This window comes from Haloparvum alkalitolerans (assembly GCF_055381565.1).
Map to the genome: position 1 here is coordinate 1,075,766 of NZ_AP043938.1, position 26,372 is coordinate 1,102,137.

Here is a 26,372-nt window from a genome sequence, read left to right on the forward strand (position 1 = left end):
CTATCCCGGGCGCGAGGAGAGAAGCACCGCGGCCGCGACGAGAACGATCCCGATCAGGACGGAGACGGTGAAGTGGATCACCGTGATCAGCGTCGTGGTCCGCCCCTCGACCTCGTAGCGCCATCGGACCGCGAGCCAGTCCAGAACGACCGCGGCCGGCAGCGCCAGCGCGGCCGGCAGCGAGAGCGCGCCGGCCGCGACCGCGATCACGGCGGGGACGGGACCGACGCCGAGCGCGCGGCGCGGGGACACGTCCCCGAGGACGTTTCTGGCGGCGAGGTGCGCGGTGAGGGTGAGGAACGCGGCGATCACGAGGAACGTCCCGAGAACGGAAAGCGGGCCGACGCCGGCCTGCAGGAGCATGAAGAGGGGTAGACGGGGCGGGGCTAAAGCGCCCGCGGTTCGGGACGCCTCAGCCGAGCAGGCCCAGGTCCTCGAGTCGGTCGACGATCACGTCGACGGCCGCCTCAGCGTCGGCGGGCTCCTTGCCGCCGGTGATCACGAGTTTCCCGGAGCCGAAAAGCAGCGCGACGACCTCGGGCTCCTCCAGTCGGTAGACGAGGCCGGGGAACTGCTCCGGCTCGTACTCGATGTGCTCGAGGCCGAGGCCGATGGCGATGGCGTTCAGGTTCAGGTCCTCGCCGAGGTCGGCGCTCGTGACGATGTTCTGGACCGTCACCTCGGGGTCGTCCTCGATGGGGATCTGGAGCTCCCGGAGCTTCTCGAAGACGATGTCGAGGCTACGCCGGACGGCGTCCGTCGACTTCGCGCCGGTGCAGACGATCTTGCCGGAGCGGAAGATGAGCGCGGCCGACTTCGGGTCCGTCGTGCGATAGACGAGTCCGGGGAACTGCTCGGGGTCGTAGTCGGCGCCCTCCAGGTCCATCGCGACGCTCTGGAGGTCCAGCTCCTGGCCGATCCCCGTCGAGGCGACGACGTTCTCGATGTTGATCGTGTCCTTCGGATCGGTCATCAACGCGTCGAACGTCGCGTGACGAATTTAAAAAGGTTCGTCACACGCCGATACGTCACGTTTCTGATGCCGAGAGCGACCGCCCCCGTTCGAGCCGGTCGCGTCCCGACGTTTCTCCGCGCCTCGCGCCGCGAGCTTGTTTCTCGGTTCTGTCATCAGAACGGAAGCCCGCAGTGCTCGGACGCGGATGGCGAGCGAACGCGGACCGCTGGCGTCCGGGGGCGGGTGGCGTCCGAGGGCGGCTGGCGTTCGAAGGCAGCGGATACTCGCGGCCCGCCATTCGCCACGCTCTTGCCGTCCGCCGACCTCCCGGCGAACGTGTACTGGCTGGAGCTCTCGGGCGAGGAGGACGCGTTCGCGGCCCACGAGGCCGAAAGCGCCGCGGCCGGGGTCGAACTCCTCGCGCCGGGGATCGCCCGGGCGGGCGCGGCCGGGCCGGCGGTCGAGCGGTTGGCGTACACGCGCGCCGCCCACGAGGCGATCGGGCGGACCGACGCCGACGTCGACGCCGCGGTCGCGCTGCTCGAAGCCGCGGGGACCGACCGCGAGGGGACCGTCGCCGTCCGGGCGCGGGACGTGCGCGGCAGTTCCGGGGTCTCGACGAGCGACGCCGAACGCGCGCTCGGGCAGGCCCTGGTCGACCGCGGGTTCGAGGTGGACCTCGACGATCCCGACCACACGCTCCGCGCGCTGTTCGCCGCCGGGCGACGCCCCGACCACGACGCCGTGGCCGGCGCCGACGGCGGCGAGGCCTCGGTGGCGGCGCTGGGGTGGGTCGCCCGCGAGGGGCGGCGCGACTTCGCGCCGAAGCCCACCGACCGGCCCTTCTTCCAGCCCGGGAGCATGGCGCCGGCCGACGCCCGGGCGTACGCCAACCTCGCCGGCGCCGCGCCCGGCCGCCGACTGTTGGACCCGATGTGCGGCACCGGCGGCCTGCTCGTGGAGGCGGGGCTCGTCGGCGCGGCGGCGGTCGGTACCGACGCGCAGGCGAAGATGGTCCGGGGAACCCGGCGCAACCTCCGCGAGTACGTCGGCGGCCCGGACGACCCCGAGTGGCACGTGGGCCGCGGCGACGCCACCGCGCTCCCTCTGCGCGACGACGCGGTCGACGGCGTCGCCTTCGACGCCCCCTACGGCCGGCAGTCGAAGATCGCGACCCACGACCTGGCGGATCTGGTCGCCGGCGCGCTCGCGGAGACGGCCCGCGTCGCGCCGCAGGCGGTCCTCGTCGCGGACCGCGACTGGCGGAGCGAGGCGCGGGGTGCCGGCTGGCGCGTCGACGCGACCTTCGAGCGCCGCGTCCACCGCTCGCTGACCAGGCACGTCCTGACGCTGACGAGAGAGTGAGCGTCCTGCCTCGGCCCGCGCGGTCGGCGCGTCCGGTCCCCTCGTCCCGCGCATCGAGTCACGTCTTATAAGCCGCCGCCGCGCCACGCCTCCCGCATGGACGCCATCTCCTTCGGGACGGACGGCTGGCGGGCGACGCTCGACGAGTTCACCGACGAGCGCGTCCGCGCGGTGGGGCAGGCGGTCGCGGACCACCTCGCGGCCGCCGGTCGCGACGCCCCCGTTCTCGTCGGGTACGACGCCCGCGAGACCTCCGAGGGGTTCGCCGAGAGCCTCGCGGAGGTGCTGTCGGGCAACGGCTTCGACGTGCTGCTCCCCGAGCGCGACGTGCCGACGCCGGTCGTCGCCTTCGGCGTCGTCGAGCACGACCTCTCGGGCGCGCTGATGGTGACGGCCTCGCACAACCCCCCCGAGTACAACGGCGTGAAGTTCATCCCGAGCGACGGCGCGCCCGCGCTCCCGGAGGTGACCGCTGACGTGGAGGCGCGCCTCGCGACGCCCTCGCCCCTCGACGACGAGGACGCGTGGGGAACGGTCCGGCGACACGACTTCACCAGCGAGCACGCCGCCGCCGCGCGCGAACTGGTGGGCGCGGACCTCTCCGGGCTCTCGGTCGTCTACGACGCGATGCACGGGAGCGGCCGCGGGGTGACCGACGACCTGCTCCGGGCGGCGGGCGCGGAGGTCCACACGCTGCGCGGCGAGCGCGACCCCGACTTCGGCGGCGGCGCGCCGGAGCCGAGCGCGGAGAACCTCCACGCCCTCGCCGAGGCGGTCGCGGCCCGCGACGCGGACCTGGGGGTCGCCAACGACGGCGACGCCGACCGCGTGGCCGTGTGTACCCCGGAGCGCGGCGTCCTCGACGCCAACCTGTTCTACGTCGCCTGCTACGACCACCTGCTCGCGGAGCGGTCGGGGCCCGCGGTGCGGACCGTCTCCACGACGTTCCTCGTCGACCGCGTCGCGGAGGCGCACGGCGAGGAGACCTACGAGGTGCCGGTCGGCTTCAAGTGGGTCGCGCAGGCGATAGCGGAACACGACGCGCTGTTCGGCGGCGAAGAGTCGGGCGGCTTCACGCTCCGCGGTCACGTCCGCGAGAAGGACGGCGTGTTGATGGCGCTGCTGGCGGCCGCCGCGGCGACCGAGGAGGGGTTCGACGCCCGCGTCGACCGCATCGAGGCCGAGCACGGCCGGATCGTCGCGGACAAGATCAGCGTCCCCTGTCCGGACGACGAGAAGGAGCGCGTGATCGACGACCTCTCCGACCACATCCCCGACGAGGTGGTCGGTCACGAGGTCGCCCGCGTGGTCACGCTCGACGGGTTCAAACTCCTCCTCGACGACGGCTCGTGGCTCCTGATCCGCCCTTCGGGGACGGAGCCGAAGCTTCGCGTCTACGCGGAGGCCGACGACGAGGCGCGCGTCGCGGGCCTGCTGGAGGCGGGCCGCGAACTCGTCGAGCCGCTCGTGGCGTAGCGGTCGACCGAGGCCTTCGGTCGCGCCGCGGCCGGCACCGGCTCGGCCGCGCGTCACCCGCGGCCGCCCGCGCGAACAAACTACAACGAATCGGGTGCCTTTTTACGGGATACCGCCGTAGCCCGCAGTATATGTTCAAGGCCATCGTGAGTGCGTCGACGCTCCAGGACGCGCTCGGTTCGGTGAGCGTGTTGGTCGACGAGTGCAAGGTCCGCCTGAACGAGGAGGAACTGGCCATCCGCGCCGTCGACCCCGCGAACGTCGGCATGGTCGACCTCTCGCTTGAGGCCGCCGCCTTCGAGTCCTACGAGGCCGACGGGGGCGTCATCGGCGTCAACCTCGCGCGCCTGCAGGACATCGCCGGCATGGCCAACTCCGGCGACCTCGTCCACCTCGAACTCGACGAGGAGACCCGCAAGCTCCACATCGAGGTCGACGGCCTCTCGTACACGCTCGCGCTCATCGACCCCGACTCCATCCGCCAGGAGCCGGACATCCCCGACCTCGACCTGCCCGCCGAGATCGTCGTCGAGGGCGCCCAGCTCGACCGCGGTATCACGGCCGCGGACATGGTCTCCGACCACATCCGCCTCCGCGTGGACGAGACCGAGGAGGCGTTCTACATCGAGGCCGAGGGCGACACCGACGACGTGGACCTCAAACTGGAGCGCGAGGACCTCATCGACCTGCAGGCCGGCCCCGCCGACTCCCTGTTCAGCCTCGACTACCTCAAGGACATGAACAAGGCGATCCCCGGCGACGCGGAGGTCGTCGTCGAACTCGGCGAGGAGTTCCCCGTCAAGCTTCACTACAGCTTCGGCGAGGGACTCGGCAACGTGACATACATGTTAGCGCCGAGAATTCAGAGTGACTGAGGCGACGTGCCCGATCTGCGAGAAGGAGTTCAAGCGGGTCGGAACACACTGGGCGAGGGGCCGATGTCCGTATCCGAAAATACCTCCCGAAAAGAGAGATATGATCATCGGGCTCTTAATGGGCGACGGATCAATTCCGGTACAGTCGGGCAAAGATAACGGTATCTTCCACGTCCCGATGGTCAACCGCCAGTTTCTCGAATGGTATGACTATCGGATGGGCATCTTCACGACTGGTGTTTCGTTAAAGAAGACCGCAGAAGAACTCGCAGAAAACAACCGCAAATCGGGATTCAGTCCGAATGCAGAAGCGGAGAACTACCATGACATGTATACTGTCTGGAGTCGTGCCCATCCATATTTCACACGTCTTCGATCTTGGTATCGAAGCGGGTCAAAGCGTATTCCTGATTCCCTCGACTTGACGCCAAAGATCGCAAAGTTTTGGTACATATCTGATGGTTTTCTTGACGTCGATCGAAATCGTTCACCAAGAGCCGCAATCCGAACGATAAGTGAGGCTGACAGACAAGATTTCCTGATTGACTTGTTCCAAGAGCAAGGGTTCGATCCCGACTTCCGAAGAGGAACGATTCGATTCACTCGCAAAGAAACGCGAGAATTCCTCGAATGGATGGGGAACCCACCGCCGGGGTTCGAGTACAAGTGGATTATCCGCTCCCGTGATCGTTATGATCGGATGAAGAAGCAAGCGTACGGTGAAATCCGAGGTTAACGAACATCCAATCACATGTATTTCACATCACCGTGACTCCGAATCGTCCTGACTAGATTCGCGCTCCCCCGCCCTCACTCCCCCGCGGTCTCGCTCGCGGTCTCGCGCTCGACGGTCGAGGCGGCCGCCGACGCGGACGCCGTCCACGCGTCCCCGAGCGGGAGCCGGATCGTGGCGACCGTCCCGCGGGGCTCACGGTCGGCGAAGTCGGTCTCGGCGCCGACCGCGGCCGCGGCCCAGTGGACGATCCAGAGCCCGAGTCCCGAGCCGTGCTGGAGCGCGGTCTCGCGGCCGGCCTCGATGGCGTCGAGTTCGCCCTCCGGGATCCCCGGCCCGTCGTCGGCGACGCGGACGACCGCCTCGTCGCCCTCGCGCGCGACGGTCACGCGCGTCCACGCGCCCCCGTTCGGGCGCTCGACGCCCGCGTCGTCGTGGTGTCTGAGCGCGTTCTCGATCAGGTTTTCGACGGCGGCGGCCACCGTGGTCTCCGGGAACGGCGCGGTGGGGTCGTCCCGGACGGTCAGCTCCACGGTCGCGTCCGGGAACTCCTCGCGGCAGTCGGCGACGACGCGCTCCACGAGCGCGCCGAGCGCGAGGGGCGTGGCCTCCTCGCCCGCGAGCAGCGTCTCGACCGTTCGGGCCTTCTCGCCGAGCGCGAGCAGCGCGCCGGAGCGCCGCTCGATGGCGTCGGCCATCCGGTGGTGATGGTCGTCGTCGAGCTCCTCGGCGAGCAGTTCCGCGTAGCCGTGGACCACTCCCATGTCGTTGCGCAGGTTGTGTCTGAGCACGCGGTTGAGCACCTCCAGTTGCTGTCTGCGGCGCTCGCGCTCGGTCACGTCCGAGAAGACGACCGTGTGCCCGACCGGGGTGCCCGCGGGGTCGGACAGCGGCGAGACGGAGACGGCGTAGGTGCGGCGGCCGTCCGCGGAGCGCACGTCGACGGGGTCGGGGTCCGTCAGGTCGAGGTCGAACGGGAGCGCCGTCGCGAGCGGCGTCAGCCGGACCGCCTCGTCGTCGCCGAGCGCGAACGCGTCGCGAGCGGCGGCGTTGACGCGGACGACGCGGCGGTCGGTGTCGACCACGGCGATGGGGTCCGCCAGGTCGTCGATGGCGGTGCGCTCGGCCGCCCGTAGGGCGGTGGGGTCGCGTTCGAACATCTCCGCGCGGCCGAACGCGTACGCGTCGAGGACGATGTGCGGGATGAAGAGGACCGGCGCGAGGTTGAGTTGCGGGACGGGGCCGACGCCGGCGGTCCACGCAAGGAGTGCGAAGCCGGGCGGGAGCGCGCTCGTGGCGACGGCCGCGGCCTCCCGCCGGTAGAGGGGCCCGTAATCGACGAGCGTGTCCACCAGCAGGAACACCGCGCTCGCGACGGCGACCGTCGCGACGCCGACCGCGAAGTAGGCCCACGGCTGGAGGGCGTACGAGACCGTCGCGGCGCCGAAGGCCGGGTCGAGCGCGAAGTCGGTCCACAGCAGTCCGTGGAGGGGGTTGGTGATCGCCAACAGCGTGGTGATCGCCGCGACCGCGGCGAAGGGGGCGAACAGCCGGCTCCGGATCACGTGGCCGCGGCCGGTGTACTCCAGCGCGAACGCGAGGAAGGTGACCCCGGTCCAGACGATGCCGAACCACACCAGCGACTCCAGCAGTCGGCGGACGACCGGGTCGAAGGTGAAAAGCGAAACCCCGTAGGCGAAACACCACGTCGCCTGCGCCAGCAGCGTGGCGAGGAACCAGCCCGCGCCCGGCTTGCCGCGGTGTCGCGCCAGGTAGCGGATCAGCGCGAGCGTCCCGACGCCGGCCGCGATCGACCCGACCGCGGGCCACGCCGGAATCGCCGCGCCGTCGATCATGCCTCCCGAGAGGCGGGCCGGCGTGCTAAAGCTGTCGCGGTCGCGTCACCGGCGAGCGACCGCGAGAGGGTCCCCGAGCGTCGCCCCGGCGACGACTCGTCGGCTTCGCTACCGCGCGTGCTCGATGACGCGTTTGGCCGCCTGCGCCTTTTCCTTCCAGCCGTAGCCCGACTCGTAGACGTGGCGCTTCTTCTCGACGAGCTCCGCGGGCGAGGCCTCCTCGAAGCCGCCGCGGTCCCACGCGCCGGAGGTGTGGAGCCACTCGACGACGTTCTCCTTCGTCTCCGCCCACGAGAGCCCGACCATCTCGTACCACGCGATCATCGCGAAGACGGCGTTGTCGTGACACCCCGGCACGGAGCCGTGCTCGTAGAGCGTCCGCATCGGCTCGCGGGTCGGCTCGGAGACGAGTTCCTTGAACTCCGCGGCCGTGAGCAGTCGCAGCGAGCCGTCCTCCTCGACGATCCGCTGTTCGCGTTCGAGCGTCGACAGCGCGGCCTTGTGGAGCCCGGACCACTCGCCGTCGACCGCGCTCCGCAGCGCGGGCTCGGCCATCCCGTTCGGCTCGCGGGTCAGCACCGCGAGTAGGTCGGTGTAGGCGCGCTCGATGTCGGGCCAGTCGACCCCCTCGAAGTCGCAGTCGGCGTCGTGCAGGCTGTTGGTGGTGCGACAGCCCGGACAGGGGTAGCGGAACGTCGGCACTGTACGCCTCTCCGTGACGCCGGGAAATAGGGTTTTCGCGACACGCCGACGTTCGTGTTCGACTTGCGGTCGGGCCGATCAAGCTGCACTCACGGCGGGAGTTCCGCGGGTTCCACGAAAAACGTTCGGCGGTGCGGTTGCGGTGGCGGTGCTGTGCTGTCGGCGCGCGCCGCGGCGACCGCGGAGCGTGTCGCCGCGACCGCGCGAGGGAGGGCTGGGCGCGGCCGCGCTGCGGTGCGGTGCTGTTCCGCGGCCGCGCCCAGCCCGAGGCTGGGGAGGTGTGAGGCTGCGGTGCTGGGCGGTCGCGGTGCGGTTGTGGTGCGGTTGCGGGGTGGGACTGAAAGGGGCAGCCGGCTCGATCCCGCCCGGACGACGTAAGCACTCGCGCCGAGCTGTGCGGAGAGGCGCGAGCGCGCAGCGAGGCCCGGCGGGTCGAGCCGGCTGGGGCTTTCTGGGTGGTGCTGTCCCACACAGCAGGATCGCCAGCAGTTTCAAAAACGTTGTACGGAGAGCCGGCTGGGGATTTCTGGGTGTTGCCGTCTCGAGCGGCAGGACCCGCACCCGAAACTGCCCCCGGTCAGTAGCGGTCGTCAGCATCGACGACCCGCCACGAAACCCCGTACTGCGACCCGTCTACAGGTCCGCGCGTTCGAACAGGACCATCCCCACGTAGACGGGGACGACGAACCACAGCACCATCAGCGCGGCCACGAAGGGGTCGGTGAAGACGACCGGAAGCTCCTGACCGAGCGCCTCCTGCGCGGCCGGGTCGGGAAACAGGAAGAAGCCGAACAGCTGCTGGCGCGCCTGCATCTGCGACTCGAAGACGAGCGAGTCGGCAAGCGTCTTGTACGCCGCGATGGGGTTGAGCAGCTTGGCCCCGAGTTCGACGAGGTAGCGGTTCTGGGCGGTCAGGCCGGCGTACTCCTGGAGCCCGCCGGCGATCCGGCTCGTGGCGGTGCCCCAGAACACCTGGAACAGGACGAACGCGCCGACGGACCCCACCATCGCCTCGCGGTCGCTGCGCGCGGCCGCGGAGATGCCGACCGCGAGGCCGACGAAGACGACGCCGAGCAGCATCGTCAGGAAGCCGAACGCGAGGAAGCTCGCGAGCGCGAAGCCGGAACTCGCGGGGATCAACACCAGCCCCGCGGCGAGGAACCCGACCGCGATGGGGAGCGCGATGACCGCCGACCGGCCGAGCACCTTACCGACGACCACGTCGGCGCGGGAGTGAGGCAGCGACAGCAGGAGCTTCAGCGTCCCGCTCTCGCGCTCGCGGGTGATCGACGCGTAGCCGACGACGATGGCGATGATCGGCACCAGCACCGCGGTCCCCTCCTTCATCAACTGGATGAACAGCAGCGCGATGCCGGTCGCTTCCGCTCCGTCGCCGAGGCCGATGCCGAGCGTGAACCGGAACAGCGCCGGCCCGGCGAACAGGACGACGAACAGCGCCGACAGCACCCAGATCCACCGCGAGCGCACCGCGTCGCGGAAATCCTTTCGCGCGACCGCCTCGAGGCTCATTCGGCCACCCCCCCGGTGGCGGCCGAATCACGCTCGTCCGTCCCGTTATCCTCCGGTGCGGCGCCCTCGGTGTACGCCAGGAAGAGGTCCTCCAGCGAGGCCTCGGCGGTGGTGAAGTCGGTGACGGTGACGCCGGCGTCCTCGAGCGCGCCGATGACGGCGGTCTTGGCGCCGCTCTCGCAGTCGACCGTGACCGTGGTGCCGTCGGTCGCCGCGCCGCTCACACCGTCGAGCGCGCGGACGGCCGCCAGGTCCTCCTCGCTCGCGCCGTCGACGGAGACGCGGAGCGTCTCGCCGCTGCCGACGGTTTCGCGGAGCCCCTCGATGGAGTCCTCGGCGACGAGTTCGCCCGCGCGGAGGATGCCGACGCGGTCACACACCGCCTCGACCTGCCCGAGCACGTGCGAGGAGAAGAAGACGGTCGCGCCGCGCTCGGCCTCCTCACGGACGATCTCGCGCATCTCCTTGGCGCCCGCGGGGTCGAGCCCGGAGGAGGGCTCGTCGAGGATCAGCAGTTGGGGCTGGCCGACCAGCGCCATCGCGAGCGCGAGCCGCTGGGCCATCCCCTTCGAGTAGCCGCCGGCCTTGCGGTCGGCGTCCTCCAGCAGGCCGACCCGCTCGAGCACCGGGTCGGGGTCGACGTCGAGCTCCTTCGACTCGATGGCGAACTCGACGTGTTGGCGGCCGGTGAGCCGCTCGTAGGTGGAAAACCCCTCGGGGAGGACGCCGATGCGCCGCCGGATCGCGACGCTCTCGGCCTGCGCGTCGCGGTCGAGCACGCGAACCTCGCCCGCGGTGGGGCGGACGAAATCGAGGACCATGTTGATCGTCGTCGACTTACCGGCGCCGTTCGGGCCGAGGAAGCCGAACACCTCGCCCTCCTCGACGGTCAGGTCGAGGTCGTTCACGGCGGTGACGTCGCCGAACCGCTTGGTGACCCCGGACAGCTCGATGGCGCTCATGCCCCGGGGTTCCCGCGCTCCCGAATAAAGGGTTTTGGCTGCCCGGCGCGGTCGGAATGGCCCCGCAGCCGCGTCCCGTGGCGCCCTTAGCGACGCTCTCGCGCGAAGACGTGCGCGTCCGCGGGGTCGAAGCCCACCCGGACCGTGCCGGAGAGCGGGTCGGTCGTCCGGACCACCAGCGTCCGGTTCCCCCACGCGAGCCGGACGCGCGTCGTCTCCCCGAGGAACTCCGCGCTCGCGACGGACCCGCGGAGGACGTTCGCGGGGGGGTCGTCGCTCTCCGCATCCCCCTTCGCCTCGTTTCCCTCGGTCCCGCTGACCCGCAGGATCTGCAGGTTCTCGGGTCGGACGCAGAACGCCAGGTGGTCGCCGACGGCGACCGCGCCGGGGGTTCGAACGCGGACGACGGCCTCGCCGACGTCGACCGCGGCGACGGTACCGTCCCGCTCGGCCGCGGCGTCCGCGCCCCCGCCCCCCGACCCCTCCATTTCGACTGGAGAACCGCTACCATGCGTCGCCTTCTCGTGGGAAATAGCGTCGAGTTGATCGGTGGGTTCGGTGCCGGTGCCGGCCGCGGCGTCGGCCACGTTCTCGACCGCCTCGACGCGTCCCTCGAAGACGTTGTTGTCCCCGACGAACTCGGCGACGAACCGGGTAGCCGGCCGGCGGTAGACCGTCCGCGGCGGCGCGACCTGCTCCGGCGTCCCCTCGCGCATGACGGCGACCCGGTCGGAGACGGCGAGCGCCTCCTCCTGGTCGTGGGTGACGTAGACGGTCGTGATGCCCAGCTCCCGTTGGATGGCCTTCACCTGCGCCCGGAGGCGCTCGCGGAGCTGCGCGTCGAGCGCGCTCATCGGCTCGTCCAACAGCAGGACCTCGGGGCCGGGCGCGAGCGCGCGGGCCATCGCGACGCGCTGGCGCTGGCCGCCGGAGAGCTCGTCCGGCTCGCGGTCCGCCATCCCCGGCAGGTCTACGAGCTCGAGCAGGTCCCGCACGCGCTCTTCGCGGGTGACGCCGCCGGGCGGTTCGGCGAAGTTGAGGCCGTACGCGACGTTCTCGCCCACGGTCATATGCGGGAACAGCGCGTAGTTCTGGAAGACGACGCCGACGTTCCGCTCCTCCGGAGGGACCCCTTCGACGGACCGGCCGCCGAGCCGCACCGTTCCCGCGTCGGGGGCCTCGAAGCCGGCGATCAGTCTGAGCGTCGTCGTCTTGCCGCACCCGGAGGGGCCGACGAGCGTGAAGAACTCCCCTTCTCGGATCCGCAGGTCCACGTCCGACACCGCGGTCGCGTCGCCGTAGCGACGGCTCACGCCGTCGAGTTCGACCGCGACGGGGGCGTCGTCGGGAGCGGCGTCGGAGGCGTCACCGTCGCCGCCCGGCCGGTCCTCAGAGCCCACCGGTCTCACCTCCGAAGCGGTCGATGACGACGAAGCTCGCGCTCGTGACGAGGAGCAGGACGACGCCCATGGCGGTTGCCGGTCCGAGCCGTCGCCCGATGAATCGTTCGATGGCGACCGGCATCGTGTACTGCTCCGTGCCGGTCGCGAGCACCACCGTCGCGGAGAACTCCCCCATCGAGATGGCGAACGCGAACGCGGCGCCCGCGACCACGCCCGGCCGCACGAGGGGCAACTCCACGTCCAGTAACGCCCGCGCCCGAGACGCGCCGAGCGCGCGCGCCGACTCCACGAGCGAGCGGTCGAGCGCGTCCAGCCCCGGCCCGACCGTCCGCACGACGAAGGGGTAGCCGGCGACCGCGTGGGCGGCGACGACCGCGAGCGCACCCCCGACCGCGATCCGCGTCCCCCAGACCTCGACGCCGAAGACGAGGCCGCGGAGCAGGCCGAGGCCGACGACGATGCCGGAGATCGAGAGGGGCGCCATCCCGACCGCGTCCACCAGCTTCCGCCCGCGATAGTCCCTGGTCGTCAACACGGCGACGACGACGCCCATCGGGAGCGCGACCGCGAGCGCCCCCACGCCGAACAGCAGCGAGTTGCGGACCGCGGGCCACGGCCGCACCTGAAACGCCGCGCCGGTGCGCTGACGCTCCACCAGGAACCGGTAGTGCTCCAGCGTGAGCCCGTCTGGTCCCGTGACGCTCGCGAGGAGCATGCTGAGGACGGGCGCCAGAAACACCGTCAGCGCGACGAGCGCGTACGCCGCGACGCCGACCCGGACGAGGGCCTGGCCGAGCGAGGGCGACGCGGGGAGGAGCCGGTGGCGCGGCAGGGGTCTGACGCCCCGCGACCGCACCGTGTGGCGCGCCTCGTACCGCAGGTAGGCGTACAGCAGGCCGAGCGACACCGCGAGTTCCACGATGGCCAGCGCGGCCGCCTCGGCGTACTCCAGGTTGCGGATCAGCCGGTAGACGAACACCTCTATCGTGGCCAACTCGAAGCCGCCGAGCGCGAGGACGATGGGGAACGTGCCGAAGGTGAACACGAACGTCAGCGCGGCGCCCATCAGGACCGCGGGGTACACCTGCGGCGCCACCACGTCCCGGAACGCGCGCAGGGGGCCCGCGCCGAGGCTCCGGGCGGTCTCGACCGCGCTCGCGTCCACCGACTCCCACGCCGCGGTCGTCACCCGGGTCACGAGCGGCGCGTTGTAGAACGCGTGGGCGATCACGACCGCCTCCAGCGTGAACAGCAGGTCGACCGTCGGCAGCCCCACCGCGCTCAGCGCCGCGTTCAGCGTACCGTCGTCGCCGAAGGTTGCGACGAAGCCGACCGCGACCATGATCGACGGGAGCACGAACGGGAGGATCGTCAGCGAGCGCAGGGTGCGACGACCGGGGAACTCGAACCGCGCGAGCACGTACGCGCCCGGGAGCCCGAGCGCGACGCTTGCGAGCGTCGACAGCGCCGCCTGATACGCCGTGAACCCGACGATCCCGAGCCGGCGGTCCGGGCCGAGCAGCCGTCCGGCGACCGCGAGGGGCGACTCGCCCGCGAACAGCCCCGCGAGGTCGCCCAGGTAGAAGGGGTCCCGGAGGACGCCGACCAGCACCTCGAGCGTGTAGCGCCCGTCGACCCGGACAGCCTCGACGAGGACGGTGCCGACGGGGTAGTAGAACAGGACGGCCAGGAGCAGAACCGTCGCGGCCGCGAGAGCGGGGAGGACGCGACGCTCGGCGCAGTCGCGCGCGGTCCGAGCGGCGGCGCTCGACGCGTCGCCGTCCTCCGCGGCGTCCGAGGCGTCCGCGGCGTCACCGGGCGTGGTCCCGCCGTCCTCCGCGGCGTCGCCGGGCGCGGTCCCGCCCGTCTCCGAGCCGTCGCTCACGGCGGGTTCAGTTGCCGGCGAACTGCCGTTCCCAGGCGTCGACCCACTCACTGACGGAGCCTTGCAGCTCCTCGTACGTGAACGTCACCGGTTCGGGCGGCTCCTTGGCCAGCTCCGCGTAGTCCTCGGAGAGCTCCGCGGTGTCGGTCGCCGGGAACTGGACATTGCGCTGGGCGATCTCGCCCTGCACGTCGGGCCGCAGCATGAAGCTCATGAACTCGCGAGCGAGCTCCGGGTTGCTCGCGTCCGCGAACCGCGCCATCCCCTCCGGGTTGGCGTACGCCTGGTCGTTCAGGAAGCGGATCTGGTGTTCCTCGAGGTCCTCCCCCTCGCCCGCCGCGAACACCTGGTCGGTGGAGTAGGAGACGACCATCGGCGCCTCGCCGCCGGACCACGCCGCGTAGGCGTCGCTCCACGACCCCAGCACGCGCACGTCGTTGGCCTGCAGGTCCTCCCAGAAGTCGAGGTACCCGTCCTCGCCGAAGCGGTGGACGGTGTGGAGCAGGAACGCGCGGCCGGTCGCGCCGCTTGGGTCCTGCGCGATGAGGTCGCCGCGGTACTCCTCCTCGAGCAGTCCCTCGAACGTCTCGGGGGCCTCCATCTCGGTGCCGTCGTAGACGAGGCTGATGTACCCCGTGTCGTAGGGGATCGCCCGCCCCTGCGGGTCGAAGTCCAGCCCCTCGCGCACGTCGTCGGTCCCCGGTACGTCGCCGGCCTCCACGAAGAGGTCCCCGTCCAACTCGTCGTCGACGCGCACGAGGTCGTCGGTGTTGAGGCCGACGTAGAGGTCCGCGGAGATGTCGACGTCGGCGGCCCGGCGCTCGACGTAGTAGTTGAGCTCGTTGTCCGGCGTCTGCCAGACGAGTTCGGCGTCGAACTCCTCCTCGAACGTCTCCTTGAGCCACGCGCCCGGACTGGTCGAGGGCGCGTCGATGAACGAACTGTACGTCCCCACGACGAGTCGGTCCGGGGACTCGTCGCTCTCGCCCGGCGCCGCACAGCCGGCGAGCGCCGTCGCCCCGGCCGCGCCCGCGGCCGTCAGAAAGCTCCGTCTGTCGAGTCGTCGGTTGCTCATTACTGGGTAGTCCCACTTGGTGGTACTTAACCGGCACGTTCCGTGGCGGTCCCTTCCGTCGCCGGTCGGGGGCAACCGGCTGCCGCCGACATTTATGGTCCCGCGGCTCCCGGACGACGTATGACGCGACGCCGGCAGGTTCTCGGCGGTCTGACGGTGCTGTTCGGGCTCTTCGCGGTCGCGATCCTGTGGGAGGTCGTCGGGACGGTGTTCTTCGCGCTCACGGTCGCGTACGTGCTCGCGCCCGTTCGCCGGCGGCTGGCGGGCGTCGGTGCGTCCCGGCGCGTCGCGGCCGGCGTGGCGACGGCGGCGGGATTTCTGGGGACAGTGGTCGTGTTCTCCCCGCTGCTGTTCGTGCTCATCGTCCGGTTGGAGAGCGTCGTCGACGCCATCGAGCGGGCGCCGGAGACGGTGACGCTGGAGCTGTGGGGGTTCAGCCACACGGTCGTGACCGCCGACGCCGCCGCGGAGGCGACCGACGCGATCGTCGCCACGGCCGCGGGGGTCGCGAGCGCGGCGCCGGTCCTGCTGATCAAGCTGATGCTGTTCGTCTTCGTCGTCTACTCGCTGCTCTACTCGGAGCGGAGCCTCCGCCGCGCCGGGCTCGCACTGGTCCCCCCGGGGTATCGGGACCTCGCGGGCGCGCTCCACACTCGCGCGCGGCGGACGCTCTACGGGATCTACGTCGTGCAGGCCGCGACCGGGATCGCGACGTTCCTCGTCGCGCTCCCGGTGTTTCTGGCGTTCGGGTACCCCTCGGCGATCGCGTTGGCGACCGCGGCGGGCGTGCTCCAGTTCGTCCCCGTTCTCGGCCCGAGCCTCCTGATCGTCGCGCTCGCGGCCTCGCACCTGTTGGCAGGTGACGTTGCCGCCGCGCTCGCCATCTTCCTCGTCGGGGGGTTCCTGGTCGGCTGGGTGCCGGACCTGGTGGTGCGACCGTGGCTCGCGGCCGAGACCGCGAAGCTCCCCGCCAGCCTCTACTTCATCGGCTTCACCGGCGGCGTGCTCACGATCGGCGCCATCGGCGTCATCGTCGGTCCGCTCGCGGTCGCGCTCGTCTCCGAGCTGTCCAGCCAGCTCTCCGACGAGTTCAACCGCATTCGCGTTCGGGAGGAACCGGACTGATCGGCGACGAGGCGGTCCGTGGCCGCCTCCCGCGGCGGACATGATTGGCCACCAACCATTTTGGTGGGGAGATCGAACATAATTGTACATGAACAAAAACAGCGAGCGGAGCGGCCGCTTCACGTCTCTGGCGGCGGCGATCATGGCGGTGGTCGTAGTCGTCAGCGCGGCCGCAGGTGGGGCGGCGGCCGCGACGTCGTCGGTCCAGGCCGGCGGTACGCACGCCGACCTCGGACAGGACGGAGGGGTAACGCAGAACGTCGAACCGACCGATCAGGAGAACGTCTCCCTCGTGTACGTCGACACGGACACGGACAACGTCACCGTCGTCACCGGGAACGCAAGCGGCGCGTCGACCCACGACCTGAACGTCAGCGCGACCGCCATCGGGCCGGCCGCCGACCTCACCGGCGACGGGACGTTACAGGTGCCATACATGAATAGCAACGGCGACCTCTTCGTCGTCAACGTCACCGACGGGAACACGACGCAGGTCGCGTCGTCGGCCGTTCAGTCTCCGAGCCGGATGGCGGTCGGGACTTGGAACGGCTCGTTCGGCATCCTCGCGGCGAACAGCGACGACGACATCGTTCGGTTCCACTACAACGCGACCGCCGACGCGTGGAACGAGACGACCGTGAAGTCCAGCGCGGACGCGCAGGCGGTGCTGGGCGTGGCCGACTACGACGGCGACGGCGACGACGAACTCGTGTACGTCAACTCCAACCCGTACGTCGCCTACCTTTCGCAGTCGGGCGAGACGACCACCGTCGGCAGCGTGACGATCGGGCAGGGGAGTAACGTGTACGGTGCGGGGGCTCCCGCGAACCTCGACGGAACCGGCGACGTTCGGGTCCCGGTCGTTTCCAGTTCGGCGGCGCCCGGCCTCCTCGATTCCGAGAGCAACCTGGAGGTCCTCGACGACACGGACGGCCAGAAGAAGCCCGTCACCGCCGCGAACTGGTCCGGTGGCCCCGAGAAGGAACTCGTCTGGATGACGAGCTCCGGCTCGATCAGCTACACGACGCTCAACGGCACCACGTCGTCGGTCAACGCGGACGGGAACCAGATCAGCGGCGTGCAGAGCGCCGGCGTCGCGGGCGTCTACGCCTACGAGGAACCGAGCTTCGAGGTGTCCGACTTCGAACTCGCACAGACGGGGTCACAGAACGTCACTGCCTCGTTCGATACGCCCACCCAGATCGACGGGGCGAACGTGACGATCGAAACGCCGTCCGGATCGACGGAGTACATCTCGCTGAGCGGGAACGAGTCCTCACGGACCGGCGGCGACGAACTCCTCTACGAGTACTCGATCGTCTACGACGGTGACGCCGACGGACAGTACAACGGCACCCTCTCGAACGTCACGCCCGCGACCGCCGCGGACGAGGTGAGCCCCGGCCTCGAAGCGTCCACGACGGTCGACTCCGTCCCGCCGACGGTCACCGCCTCCGGCGACACGACCGCGACCGCGGGCGAGTCCGTGAGCTTCTCCGCGAACGCCAGCGACGCCACGACCAACGTCACCTCGATCCAGTGGGACTTCGGCGACGGCGCGAGCGACACGGGCGCCGACGTGACCCACACCTACGACGCCGCCGGCGAGTACACCGCGACCGTGACGGCCACGGACGCGGCCGGCAACGAGAACACGGACACGGTGACCGTCGACGTGAGCGCCCCGGACGACGACTCGGACGCGGACGAGTCCGGGAGCACGCTGCCCGCGGACGTCCGCGAGCGCGACAACGCCGCCATCGATTCGGACGACGTGGCCCGGCTGCTCGGAAGCGACGTGCAGCGCATCGAGTTCGAGTCGGCGCCGACCGACGAGACCGTCGTCGTCGACCGCGTCAGCGACCTGCCGGAGGACGCGCCCGACCTCGACGACGTAGTCTCGATCTACCGGATCGACGTGCCCGCGGCGGCGAGCGGCTCGGAGGCGACCCTCGAGCTCTCCCTCGAGGAGAGCGAACTGGACGGCGCGGACGCCTCGGCGGTCGTCGTCGAGCGCTACGACGGCGACGAGTGGACGGCGCTCGACACGTCCGCGACCGTCGAGGACGGCGAGGTCGTCATCGAGGCCGAGACAAGCGGCTTCTCGACGTTCGCGGTGACAACGTCCGGCGACGCGACGGACGACTCCGGTTCGGGCGACGGAACGTCCGACTCGAACGACACCGGCGACGGAACGCCGGAGACCACCGAGGAGTCGAACACCGACGACTCGTCCGACTCGGACGACACCGGCGACTCCGGGAGCGGCGACTCCACGGTCGAGACCAGCGAGACGCCGACCGCGTCCGGCGTGAACGTCCCCGGATTCGGCACCGTCGTCGCGCTGATCGCGCTCGTCGCGGCCGCCTTCCTGGCGCGGCGTCGGTAGCCCGCGGTCCGCTTCCGCTCGCCGTCCGCCATCCGCTCGCCGTCCGCCCGCACCCCGTCTTTCTCTCCTGTTTCCTCTCCGTGGTCTGCCCGTCAGTCGCTCCGCGTGCCGACGACCCACTTGTGGGAGTAGCTCTCCCCGCACGCGCAGTGCGCGTACGCGTGTACCACGTCGCCCTCCGCGTAGAGGCCGCCGACCTCCTCGTTCTGGGCCTCCGCGAACGCGAAGACGAACCGGACCTCGTGGTCGGCTTCGGGGTCCTCGTCCGCGAACGGGCACGCGCCGCCGTCGAGCGTGTGCGCGATCTCGCCCTCGTTGGCCATCGCCTCCTTCGCGAACGCCATGGCGTCCATGCCGGTCCCGGCCTTGAACGCCGAGCGGCCGGTCTCACCGTCGACGACGACGCGAACGCCGCCGTCGGTCTCCCTCCCGACCTCGCGGAGTCGGGAGTCGTCGTCGAGGTACGAGTCGCTGATGAACAGCACCACGTCGTCCGGTCGGTCGCCGGACAGGAACGCGTCGAGGTCGCTCATTACCGGCGATGGGGCGGCCGGGCGTAAAAGCGGCCCTACTGCGGCCCGCGGTGCTCCATCGCCGTCCGAGGACGCCAGGGGAGCGTCCGTTTCCCGCCGCTCGTAGCGGTCATTCGTCCAGCCGAGGGTCGTGGTAACCGTACCCTCGCAATCCTTATCCCTGAAACGGCCATACGTTTGTTTGCAATGGCAAACGGTAAGGTTGACTTCTTCAACGACACTGGCGGCTACGGTTTCATCTCGACTGACGACGACGCGGTCGACGACGACGAGGACGTTTTCTTCCACATGGAGGACGTTGGCGGTCCGGACCTCGAGGAGGGGCAGGAAGTGGAGTTCGACATCGAGTCGTCCCCCAAGGGCCCGCGCGCGACGAACCTCGTCCGCAACTAACTACTGAATTATCGGCCGTCGCGTCAGCGATGGGCGACGATTCCGCTTTTCGGACTATTCATACCTCGGAGCCGCGGCGCTCGTCGGCGAGCGGCCGGCGACCGTATTTTTAAGTCAGTTCTCGCGTGACGCGTAGGCATGGCGTTCGACTCCGCCGCCGACCGTACCGCCCGTCCGACCGACAACGGCGGGACCGCGTTCTTTTTCGGCTGACCGGCCGCGGCGGAGCGCCCCCGCGGCGGGGGCGTGAAACCGGGCCGTTCGGCGGGGTCGCCCAGTCCCGATCGCCGCGACCGCGGAGGCTTCGGCGCGCGTCGGCATCTCGCGCTTCCCCGGGCTCCGCGCTCCCGCGTCGCGGCGTCCCGCAACCGTTACCTATCGACCGCTCGCGTATCCACACAACCAGAATGCGACTTCCGGAACGACAGCTCGCGGTGCTCGACGCCGCGAGCGCGAACGACGAACGGACCATCGACGAGATAGCGGCGTCGACCGGGCTCAAGCCCGAGACCGTCACGGGCGCCGCCTTCGACCTCCGCGACGCCGGGCTGATCGGCGTCGCTGAGACCGCCGACGAGACCATCGAACTCACCGAGGAGGGCCGCGAGTACGTCTCCGAGGACCTCCCCGAGGCCCGGCTCTACTGGACGGCGCTGGAACTCGGCGCGGCCGACGAGCCGGTCCCGATGGGCGAGGTCATCGAGAACGCCGCGCTCGCGGGCCCCGAGGTGGACATCGCGCTCTCGAACTTCGCGCGCAAGGGCTTCGGCGCCATCGAGTCCGGTGCGGTCTCGGTGAACGCCGACGCGGACCCCGACTCGGACCCCGAGGCCGCGGCGCTTTCGGCGCTCGCGGACGGCGAGGCCCCCGACGCCGACGAGGCGGTCCTCGACCAGCTGGAGCGCCGAGGCCTGATCGACCGCGTCGAGCACACCACGCGCTCGCTGACGCTGACCGACGAGGGCGTCACGGCGCTGATGGAGGGCGTCGAGGCCGCGGAGACGGTCGACGCCGTCACTCCTGAGCTCCTCACCAGCGGCGAGTGGGAGGACGTGGAGTTCACCGAGTACAACGTCGAGGCGGACGCGCCCGCGGTCGAGGGCGGCCGCAAGCACGTCCTCCGGGGGACCGCCGACCGCGTCAAGGACGTGCTCGTCGGCATGGGCTTTCAGGAGATGGAGGGGCCCCACGCCGACGCCGACTTCTGGATCAACGACTGCCTGTTCATGCCGCAGGACCACCCGGCGCGCACCCACTGGGACCGGTTCGCGCTGGACGTGCCGCCGATCCAGGAGCTGCCCGACCGGCTGGTCGAGCGCGTCGAGTCGGCCCACCGCGAGGGCTGGGGCGAGGACGGCGACGGCTACCACTCGCCGTGGGACCGCGACTTCGCCGAGGCGGTCGCGCTGCGCGGCCACACCACCTCGCTGTCGATGCGCTACCTCTCGGGCTACGCGGGCGCCGAGCTGGAGCCGCCGCAGCGCTACTTCTCGGTCGAGAAGGTGTACCGCAACGACACGCTCGACCCGACCCACCTGCTGGAGTTCTACCAGATCGAGGGATGGGTGATGGCCGAGGACCTCTCGGTGCGCGACCTGATGGGTACCTTCGAGGAGTTCTACCGCCAGTTCGGCATCGAGGACATCCGGTTCAAGCCGCACTACAACCCCTACACGGAGCCGAGCTTCGAGCTGTTCGGCAAACACCCCGAGACGGGCGAGGAGATCGAGATCGGCAACTCCGGGCTGTTCCGCGAGGAGGTGCTCGGCCCGCTCGGCGTGGAGTGCGACGTGATGGCGTGGGGGCTCGCCCTCGAGCGGCTCGCCATGCTCACCACGGGCGCGGAGGACATCCGCGACCTCCACGGGACGCTGGCCGACATCGACTTCCTGCGGAACGCGGAGGTGACCTACTGATGCCCGTCGTCGACATCGACCCCGACGAGCTGCGCGAGCTGAGCGGTCACGAGGAGAAGGACGACGAGGAGCTCAAAGACGACCTGTTCGGCCTCGGGCTGGAGTTCGAGGGCGAGACCGACGAGGGGGAGCTCCAGTTCGAGTTCGCGCCCGACCGGCTCGACCGCCTCAGCGTCGAGGGCGTGGCGCGCTCGCTGCGCTACCACTACGGCGACGCGCGCGGCGTCCACGTCCCCGACACGAACGACGCCGACTGGACCGTCGAGGTCGAGGAGTCCGTCCCCGACGAGCGCCCGTACGTCACGGCCGCGGTGATCCGCGGCGTCGACCTCGACGAGCGCGCGCTCGACTCGCTGATCCAGCTGCAGGAGAAGCTCCACGCGACGATGGGCCGCGGCCGCGCGAAGGGCGCCATCGGCATCCACGACCTGACGATGCTGAAGGGCGCCGCCCACGGGGAGGAGGGGACGAACTCGATCACCTACCGCGGCGTCGAGCCGGACGGCGACACCTTCGTCGCGCTCGACTCCGACGCGGAGCTGACGCCCGCCGAGGTGCTGGCGAAGCACGACACGGGCCGGAAATACGCCGACCTCGTCGCCGACTACGAGCGTTACCCCGCGATCTACGACGACCTCGGTCTGTTCTCGTTCCCGCCGGTGATCAACGGCCGCCGGACCGAGGTGACCACCGGCTCCCGCGAGCTGCTCGTGGAGCTGACCGGCACCGACCAGTGGACGATCGACCGCATGTGCAACATCGTCTGCTACGCGCTGGCGGCCCGCGGCGCGACCATCGAGGACGTCGACATCGAGTACGCCGGTGAGGGACCGGACGGCCGCGACGAACTCGTCCGCCCGGACCTCGAGGTGGACGAGAAGTCCGTCACCCACGACCGGATCGAGACGACCGTCGGCGTCGAGTTCGAGCCGGAGGAGGTCGTCGACCTCTTCGAGCGCTCGGGGCTGGACGCGAGCTACTCGCTCGGCGAGGACGTCACCTACGACGTGGAGATCCCGCCGTACCGCGTCGACGTGCTCCACCCGACGGACCTCGTGGACGACGTGGGCCGCGCCTACGGCTTCAACGACCTCGAGTCGCGGTACCCCGACGTGGGGACCGTCGGCGGGCGCCACGAGCGCTCCCGGCTGGAGGACGCCGTCCGCGAGGCGCTGATCGGCCTCGGTTTCGAGGACCTGCTGAATTTCCACATGACCAGCGGCGAGGCCAACTACGACCGGATGGGCGTCGAGCCCGGTGCGGACGTCCTCGGCGGCGGCGAGCCCGTGGGGATCACGGAGCCGTACAGCGAGGACTACACCCAGCTCCGGACGTGGGCGCTCCCCTCGATCATGACGCTCCTGGAGCGGAACACCCACCGCGCGTACCCGCAGGACGTGGCCGAGGTCGGGCTGGTCGCCGAGCGCGACGAGTCCGAGAACACGAACGTCGCCGAACACCGCACCGTGGCCGCCGCGCTCGCCCGGCAGGACGCCGGCTACGAGGACGCGAAGGCCCGCCTGCAGGCGCTTGCCGGGCGGTTCGACGTCGACCTGGAGACGCCTCGCACCGAGCACCCCTCATTCATCGACGGCCGGACCGCGGCCGTGGTCGTCGACGGCGAGGCGGTCGGCGTCGTCGGGGAGATCCACCCCCGCGTACTGGTCGAGCACGACCTCGAACTGCCGGTGGCCGCCTTCGAGTTCCGACTGGACGCGCTGGCGGAGTAGGGCGTCCGCCCCGGTCGCTCGTTCGCGTCGCCGTTCATAGCGATCCGTCGAAGTTCTCGGCGGCTTCAGACGGAACGGTGACGAGGGCGGTCGGATCGCGGGGATATCTGCCAGTTCGAACGCCCCAGCGCTCCTCTCTACTACGTCCGCGGATTTTCTGTTTTTGTGGCTGACCCTACTTCTGGGGTCAGCAACATCCAGAAAGCTCCTGCTGGCTCTCCCTACGACGCGTTTCTTGTTTCTGGCGCAGATCCTGCTGCTTGGGACAGCACCACCGAGAAAGCCCCAGCCGGCTCGACCCGCCGGGTTCCGGCAGACGGTCCGGGCTGCCTGCAGTAGCGGGCTGCCGGGCTGCGACTTGCTGACTCTCGCTCGGGAGGCTCGCGAGAGCGTCGTCCGGGCGGGACCGAGCCGGCTGCCCCTTTCAGTCCCACCCACCGCGACCGCCCCGCGACCGCCCCGCGACCTCGCACCTCCCCAGCCTCGCCACGGAGCAGGCCGCGCGACAGCACGGCACCGCGGCGCGGCCGGCTCCGTGGGCTCCCTCGCGCGCGTTGCTCGCGCGCGCCGACCGCACCGCCGCGATCATTGACCGGGCAGCCGATGTTAAAAAACAGACATTTCCGTGGCTTACCGTCAGTCGTTTTCGCCGTCGTTCAGCCGGATCGCCATCTCCAGTTCGAAGCTCTCGGCGTTGGAGGTCTCGAAGCCGATCTTCTTGTAGAGCGCGACCGCGGCGCGGTTCCAGCGCTCGACGGTGAGCCACACCTTCCGGATCCCCTCGGCCTGCCCGTAGCCGAGCAGCGCCTTCATCAGCCGCGTTCCGATGCCGGCCTCTTGGTACGCCTGCAGGACGAAGATGGCGAGCTCGTAGGCGTCCTCGTCCGGGACCAGCGTGGCGTGGCCGGCGGCGTCGTCGCCGTGCCACGCGATCACGTTCAGGCAGTCGTCGGCGAGGATCGTGTCGAGCCAGTCGCGGACCGCCCCGGGCTGGCTCGGGGGGATCCCCTGCGCTCGGTCCGCGGGGTCGAAGGCGTCGTACATCTCCGCGAGCGCCTCGTGTTCCGCGTCGCTCCCGTCGTAGGACCGGATCTCGATCGGCCGCCCCTCGCGGTCCTCGAACGACAGCGGCGGCTCCGGGAACCGCTCGGCCACGTCGTCGGGGAAGCGGGCGGGCGTCATCGGACCAGCGTGACCGAGGTCGTGGCGTTCAACAGGACGAACTGCGCGATGCTCCCGAGGTTGATCTTCCCCATCGGGCTGGTCTGGCCGCCGCCGAGCGCGATGACGTCGAACCCCTCCGACTCCGCGATCTCGACGAGCCGGCTCCCGGGATCGCCCTCGACGCGGCGGATCTCCGCGTCGAGCGCGGCGTCGGCGAGCACCTCTTCGGCGCGTGCGACGACCTCCTCGGGCGACCGCGGTGAGTCCGGGTTCTCCACGACCGCCACCGTCAGGTCGTCGCCCGCGGTGACCGCCCGCTCGACGGTCCGCTCCAGCGCGTGCAACGAGTCGTCGCTGCCGCCGATCCCGAGAAGCACCTTCATGCCCGTTTCCTCTACGGCGCACCTCAAAAGGGTTGTCCGTCCGGGGGCAGGAGATCCGGTCGACGGGAACCCTTTTGCCCGGCGCTGGGGTTAGGTGGGGTATGAGCGAGGACCCTGCAGGCGCGTCCGACGCCGCGGACGCATCCCCCGAACCGTCCGAGAGCGCGTCCGACGCCCCGGCGGAGGCGCCCGCCGAGTCGGGCGAGTCGTCCGCCGACTCACAGGAGACGCCCACCGAACCGGACGAGTCGTCGACCGGCCCGCAGGACGCGGCCGACGCCGGATCGGCCTCGGGCGACGACGTGCCCCCGGACGTGCAAAAGTACGAGCGCTTCACGAAGATGGACGGCGCGCAGTACGACCGCGTCAACGAGTTCCTGCGCGACCGCACCTACATCACCGCCCGCGAGTGGGCCATCGCGCGGCTCTGTGCGGACTTCCGGACGGAGACGGGCGTCGAGATGACGAAGATCGGCGAGAACCTCCCCGAACTCGTCCCCTTCATGACCGACACCTACACGCCGCAGGCGGTCAACCAGGCGCGCCACTCCTTCGAGGAGAAGGTGACGAAGGCGGGTGCTACGTTCCTCTACGGCGCGATGTGCGGCTTCTTCACCGCCGAGGACTTAGACGAGATGATGTACGAGGTGACCGAGATCGCGAAGTTCCTGATGGAGGTCGAGGGGGTCGACCTCGCGGTCGAGGACGAGCTGGAGGCCGAGGAGCGCATCTCCAGCGTGATGCGGGAGGTCCGCGAGGAGAGCCAGCGCCTCCGCGGACAGGAGGTCACCTGCCCCGAGTGCGGCCACGTTCACGAGCCGACTCCCGACGAGTAGGGCGCCCGCGGCCGGTTCCGCCGGAGTCCCTGCCGCCGCGTTTTCCACCGTCGACGCCCTCGACCGTCGACGTTCCGACACCACTTAGCCACCGGGACGCTCACCACGCCCATGGACTTCGAGACCACCTTCGGAACGTCCAGGCCGGTGATCGGGATGGTCCACCTCGGCGCACTCCCCGGAGCGCCGCAGGCGGACGCGGGGATCGACGCGGTCGTCGAGCGCGCGGTCGCCGACGCCCGGGCGCTCGACGCCGGCGGCGTCGACGGGATCATGGTCGAGAACTTCGGCGACGCGCCCTTCTACCCCGACGACGTGCCGAAACACACCGTCGCGTCCATGACGCGCGCGATCACCGAGATCGCGGCCGCCACGGACCGCCCGCTCGGCGTGAACGTCCTCCGGAACGACGCGCCCGCAGCGGTGGGCATCGCGGCCGCGACCGGCGCGGACTACGTCCGCGTGAACGTCCACACGGGCGCGCGCGTCTCGGACCAGGGCGTCCTGCAGGGGCAGGCGCACGAGACGATCCGGCTCCGGGAGCGGCTCGACGCCGGCGACGTGGGCGTGTTCGCGGACCTCGACGTGAAACACTCCGCGCCGCTGGCGTCGGGCGAGTTCACGGCCGAGTCGTTCGCCGACCAGACCGAGCGCGGCCTCGCGGACGCCGCGGTCGTCTCCGGGCGCGGCACCGGCGAGCCGACCAGCCCCGCGGACCTCCGCGAGTGGGCCGCGCGCCGGGACGAAGTCGGGCTGGACACGCCGATCCTGGTGGGCAGCGGCGTCACCGAGGAAACCGTGGCCGACCTCCTGGACATCGCCGACGGCGTCATCGTCGGCACCGCGCTGAAGGAGGGCGGCGAGACGACCGCGCCGGTCGACGAGGGGCGAGTCGCGAACCTGGTCGCGGCCGCCGACGCGTCGCGATAAGTCGGCCCCGGGTCTCCCTACGACGCGTTTTCTGTGTCTGTTGCCGATCCTGCTGTGCTGGACAGCACCACCGGGAAAGCCCCAGCCGGGTCGATCCGGCTGCCCCTTTCAGTCCCACCCCGCGCCGTAACCGCCCCACGACCGCACCGCAGCCTC

General features: G+C 70.5%; 23 protein-coding genes. 11 read left to right on the forward strand and 12 right to left on the reverse strand.

The annotated features are described in order from the left end of the window. Nucleotides 1-363 carry a DUF7473 family protein gene (locus ACZ432_RS07790; protein ID WP_426964644.1) on the reverse strand — a complete coding sequence of 121 codons (363 nt, stop codon included), beginning with the start codon at nt 361-363 and terminating at the stop codon, nt 1-3. Nucleotides 364-412: 49 nt separating this feature from the next. Then, entirely contained in the window at nt 413-973 is a 561-nt protein-coding gene (locus ACZ432_RS07795) for a TATA-box-binding protein (RefSeq protein ID WP_426964645.1), read from the reverse strand. 318 nt (nt 974-1,291) lie between these two features. On the opposite strand from ACZ432_RS07795, the gene ACZ432_RS07800 reads away from it, so the two are divergent. The 4 genes from ACZ432_RS07800 to ACZ432_RS07815 all read left to right on the forward strand — a co-directional run bounded on the left by ACZ432_RS07800 (nt 1,292) and on the right by ACZ432_RS07815 (nt 5,407). Beyond that, the gene (locus ACZ432_RS07800) at nt 1,292-2,320 is read left to right on the forward strand and encodes a TIGR01177 family methyltransferase (protein WP_426964646.1); all 1,029 of its coding nucleotides are present in this window, start codon (nt 1,292-1,294) and stop codon (nt 2,318-2,320) included. 96 nt (nt 2,321-2,416) lie between these two features. After that, a complete protein-coding gene (locus ACZ432_RS07805) occupies nt 2,417-3,796 on the forward strand; it encodes a phosphoglucomutase/phosphomannomutase family protein (protein ID WP_426964647.1) in 1,380 nt (459 codons plus the stop codon). A 131-nt stretch (nt 3,797-3,927) separates the two neighbouring features. Next, entirely contained in the window at nt 3,928-4,671 is a 744-nt protein-coding gene (locus tag ACZ432_RS07810) for a DNA polymerase sliding clamp (protein WP_426964648.1), read from the forward strand. Further along, entirely contained in the window at nt 4,664-5,407 is a 744-nt protein-coding gene (locus ACZ432_RS07815; RefSeq protein WP_125920049.1) for a hypothetical protein, read from the forward strand. The genes ACZ432_RS07810 and ACZ432_RS07815 overlap by 8 nt, the downstream gene beginning before the upstream one ends. Before the next feature lie 74 nt (nt 5,408-5,481). Here the strand turns inward: ACZ432_RS07815 and ACZ432_RS07820 are convergent, their stop codons facing one another. From ACZ432_RS07820 to ACZ432_RS07850, 7 genes are all read right to left on the reverse strand, one after another. Next, complete coding sequence (locus tag ACZ432_RS07820) at nt 5,482-7,260, reverse strand: histidine kinase N-terminal 7TM domain-containing protein (RefSeq protein ID WP_426964649.1); 1,779 nt, start codon at nt 7,258-7,260, stop codon at nt 5,482-5,484. A gap of 108 nt (nt 7,261-7,368) precedes the next feature. Continuing rightward, nucleotides 7,369-7,962 carry a DUF7474 family protein gene (locus tag ACZ432_RS07825; protein WP_058367627.1) on the reverse strand — a complete coding sequence of 198 codons (594 nt, stop codon included), beginning with the start codon at nt 7,960-7,962 and terminating at the stop codon, nt 7,369-7,371. Nucleotides 7,963-8,595: 633 nt separating this feature from the next. After that, nucleotides 8,596-9,492, reverse strand: coding sequence for an ABC transporter permease (locus ACZ432_RS07830; protein WP_426964650.1), 897 nt, complete (start codon nt 9,490-9,492; stop codon nt 8,596-8,598). Further along, nucleotides 9,489-10,454 (reverse strand): ABC transporter ATP-binding protein, encoded by a 966-nt coding sequence (locus ACZ432_RS07835; protein WP_426964651.1) that lies wholly within the window; start codon nt 10,452-10,454, stop codon nt 9,489-9,491. Before ACZ432_RS07835 ends, ACZ432_RS07830 begins: the two co-directional genes overlap by 4 nt. Nucleotides 10,455-10,540: 86 nt before the next feature. After that, entirely contained in the window at nt 10,541-11,854 is a 1,314-nt protein-coding gene (locus tag ACZ432_RS07840) for an ABC transporter ATP-binding protein (protein WP_426964652.1), read from the reverse strand. Further along, entirely contained in the window at nt 11,844-13,742 is a 1,899-nt protein-coding gene (locus ACZ432_RS07845; protein WP_426964653.1) for an ABC transporter permease, read from the reverse strand. Before ACZ432_RS07845 ends, ACZ432_RS07840 begins: the two co-directional genes overlap by 11 nt. Nucleotides 13,743-13,749: 7 nt before the next feature. Further along, a complete protein-coding gene (locus ACZ432_RS07850) occupies nt 13,750-14,817 on the reverse strand; it encodes a thiamine ABC transporter substrate-binding protein (protein ID WP_426964654.1) in 1,068 nt (355 codons plus the stop codon). A 120-nt stretch (nt 14,818-14,937) separates the two neighbouring features. Here ACZ432_RS07850 and ACZ432_RS07855 point away from each other — a divergent pair, with 120 nt between their 5' ends. Further along, nucleotides 14,938-15,942 (forward strand): AI-2E family transporter, encoded by a 1,005-nt coding sequence (locus ACZ432_RS07855; protein WP_426964655.1) that lies wholly within the window; start codon nt 14,938-14,940, stop codon nt 15,940-15,942. 88 nt (nt 15,943-16,030) lie between these two features. Continuing rightward, nucleotides 16,031-18,331, forward strand: coding sequence for a PKD domain-containing protein (locus tag ACZ432_RS07860; RefSeq protein ID WP_426964656.1), 2,301 nt, complete (start codon nt 16,031-16,033; stop codon nt 18,329-18,331). 92 nt (nt 18,332-18,423) lie between these two features. Here the strand turns inward: ACZ432_RS07860 and ACZ432_RS07865 are convergent, their stop codons facing one another. Continuing rightward, nucleotides 18,424-18,864, reverse strand: coding sequence for a DUF5807 family protein (locus ACZ432_RS07865; RefSeq protein ID WP_426964657.1), 441 nt, complete (start codon nt 18,862-18,864; stop codon nt 18,424-18,426). A gap of 186 nt (nt 18,865-19,050) precedes the next feature. On the opposite strand from ACZ432_RS07865, the gene ACZ432_RS07870 reads away from it, so the two are divergent. The 3 genes from ACZ432_RS07870 to pheT all read left to right on the forward strand — a co-directional run bounded on the left by ACZ432_RS07870 (nt 19,051) and on the right by pheT (nt 22,903). Then, nucleotides 19,051-19,257 carry a cold-shock protein gene (locus tag ACZ432_RS07870; RefSeq protein ID WP_058367636.1) on the forward strand — a complete coding sequence of 69 codons (207 nt, stop codon included), beginning with the start codon at nt 19,051-19,053 and terminating at the stop codon, nt 19,255-19,257. Between the two features lie 407 nt (nt 19,258-19,664). After that, nucleotides 19,665-21,173 (forward strand): phenylalanine--tRNA ligase subunit alpha, encoded by a 1,509-nt coding sequence (pheS, locus tag ACZ432_RS07875; protein ID WP_426964658.1) that lies wholly within the window; start codon nt 19,665-19,667, stop codon nt 21,171-21,173. Further along, nucleotides 21,173-22,903, forward strand: coding sequence for a phenylalanine--tRNA ligase subunit beta (pheT, locus tag ACZ432_RS07880; RefSeq protein ID WP_426964659.1), 1,731 nt, complete (start codon nt 21,173-21,175; stop codon nt 22,901-22,903). Before pheS ends, pheT begins: the two co-directional genes overlap by 1 nt. Nucleotides 22,904-23,539: 636 nt before the next feature. Here pheT and ACZ432_RS07885 read toward each other — a convergent pair. Together ACZ432_RS07885 and ACZ432_RS07890 are read right to left on the reverse strand one after the other, a co-directional pair. Then, a complete protein-coding gene (locus tag ACZ432_RS07885; RefSeq protein WP_426964660.1) occupies nt 23,540-24,085 on the reverse strand; it encodes a GNAT family N-acetyltransferase in 546 nt (181 codons plus the stop codon). Then, nucleotides 24,082-24,450, reverse strand: coding sequence for a universal stress protein (locus ACZ432_RS07890; protein ID WP_426964661.1), 369 nt, complete (start codon nt 24,448-24,450; stop codon nt 24,082-24,084). The genes ACZ432_RS07885 and ACZ432_RS07890 overlap by 4 nt, the downstream gene beginning before the upstream one ends. Before the next feature lie 101 nt (nt 24,451-24,551). Between ACZ432_RS07890 and ACZ432_RS07895 the strand changes: the two genes are divergently transcribed. After that, entirely contained in the window at nt 24,552-25,286 is a 735-nt protein-coding gene (locus tag ACZ432_RS07895; protein ID WP_426964662.1) for a DUF5806 family protein, read from the forward strand. A 111-nt stretch (nt 25,287-25,397) separates the two neighbouring features. Beyond that, nucleotides 25,398-26,216: a BtpA/SgcQ family protein gene (locus ACZ432_RS07900; protein ID WP_426964663.1), complete on the forward strand. Its 819-nt coding sequence runs from the start codon at nt 25,398-25,400 to the stop codon at nt 26,214-26,216. The last annotated feature ends 156 nt before the right edge of the window (nt 26,217-26,372 follow it).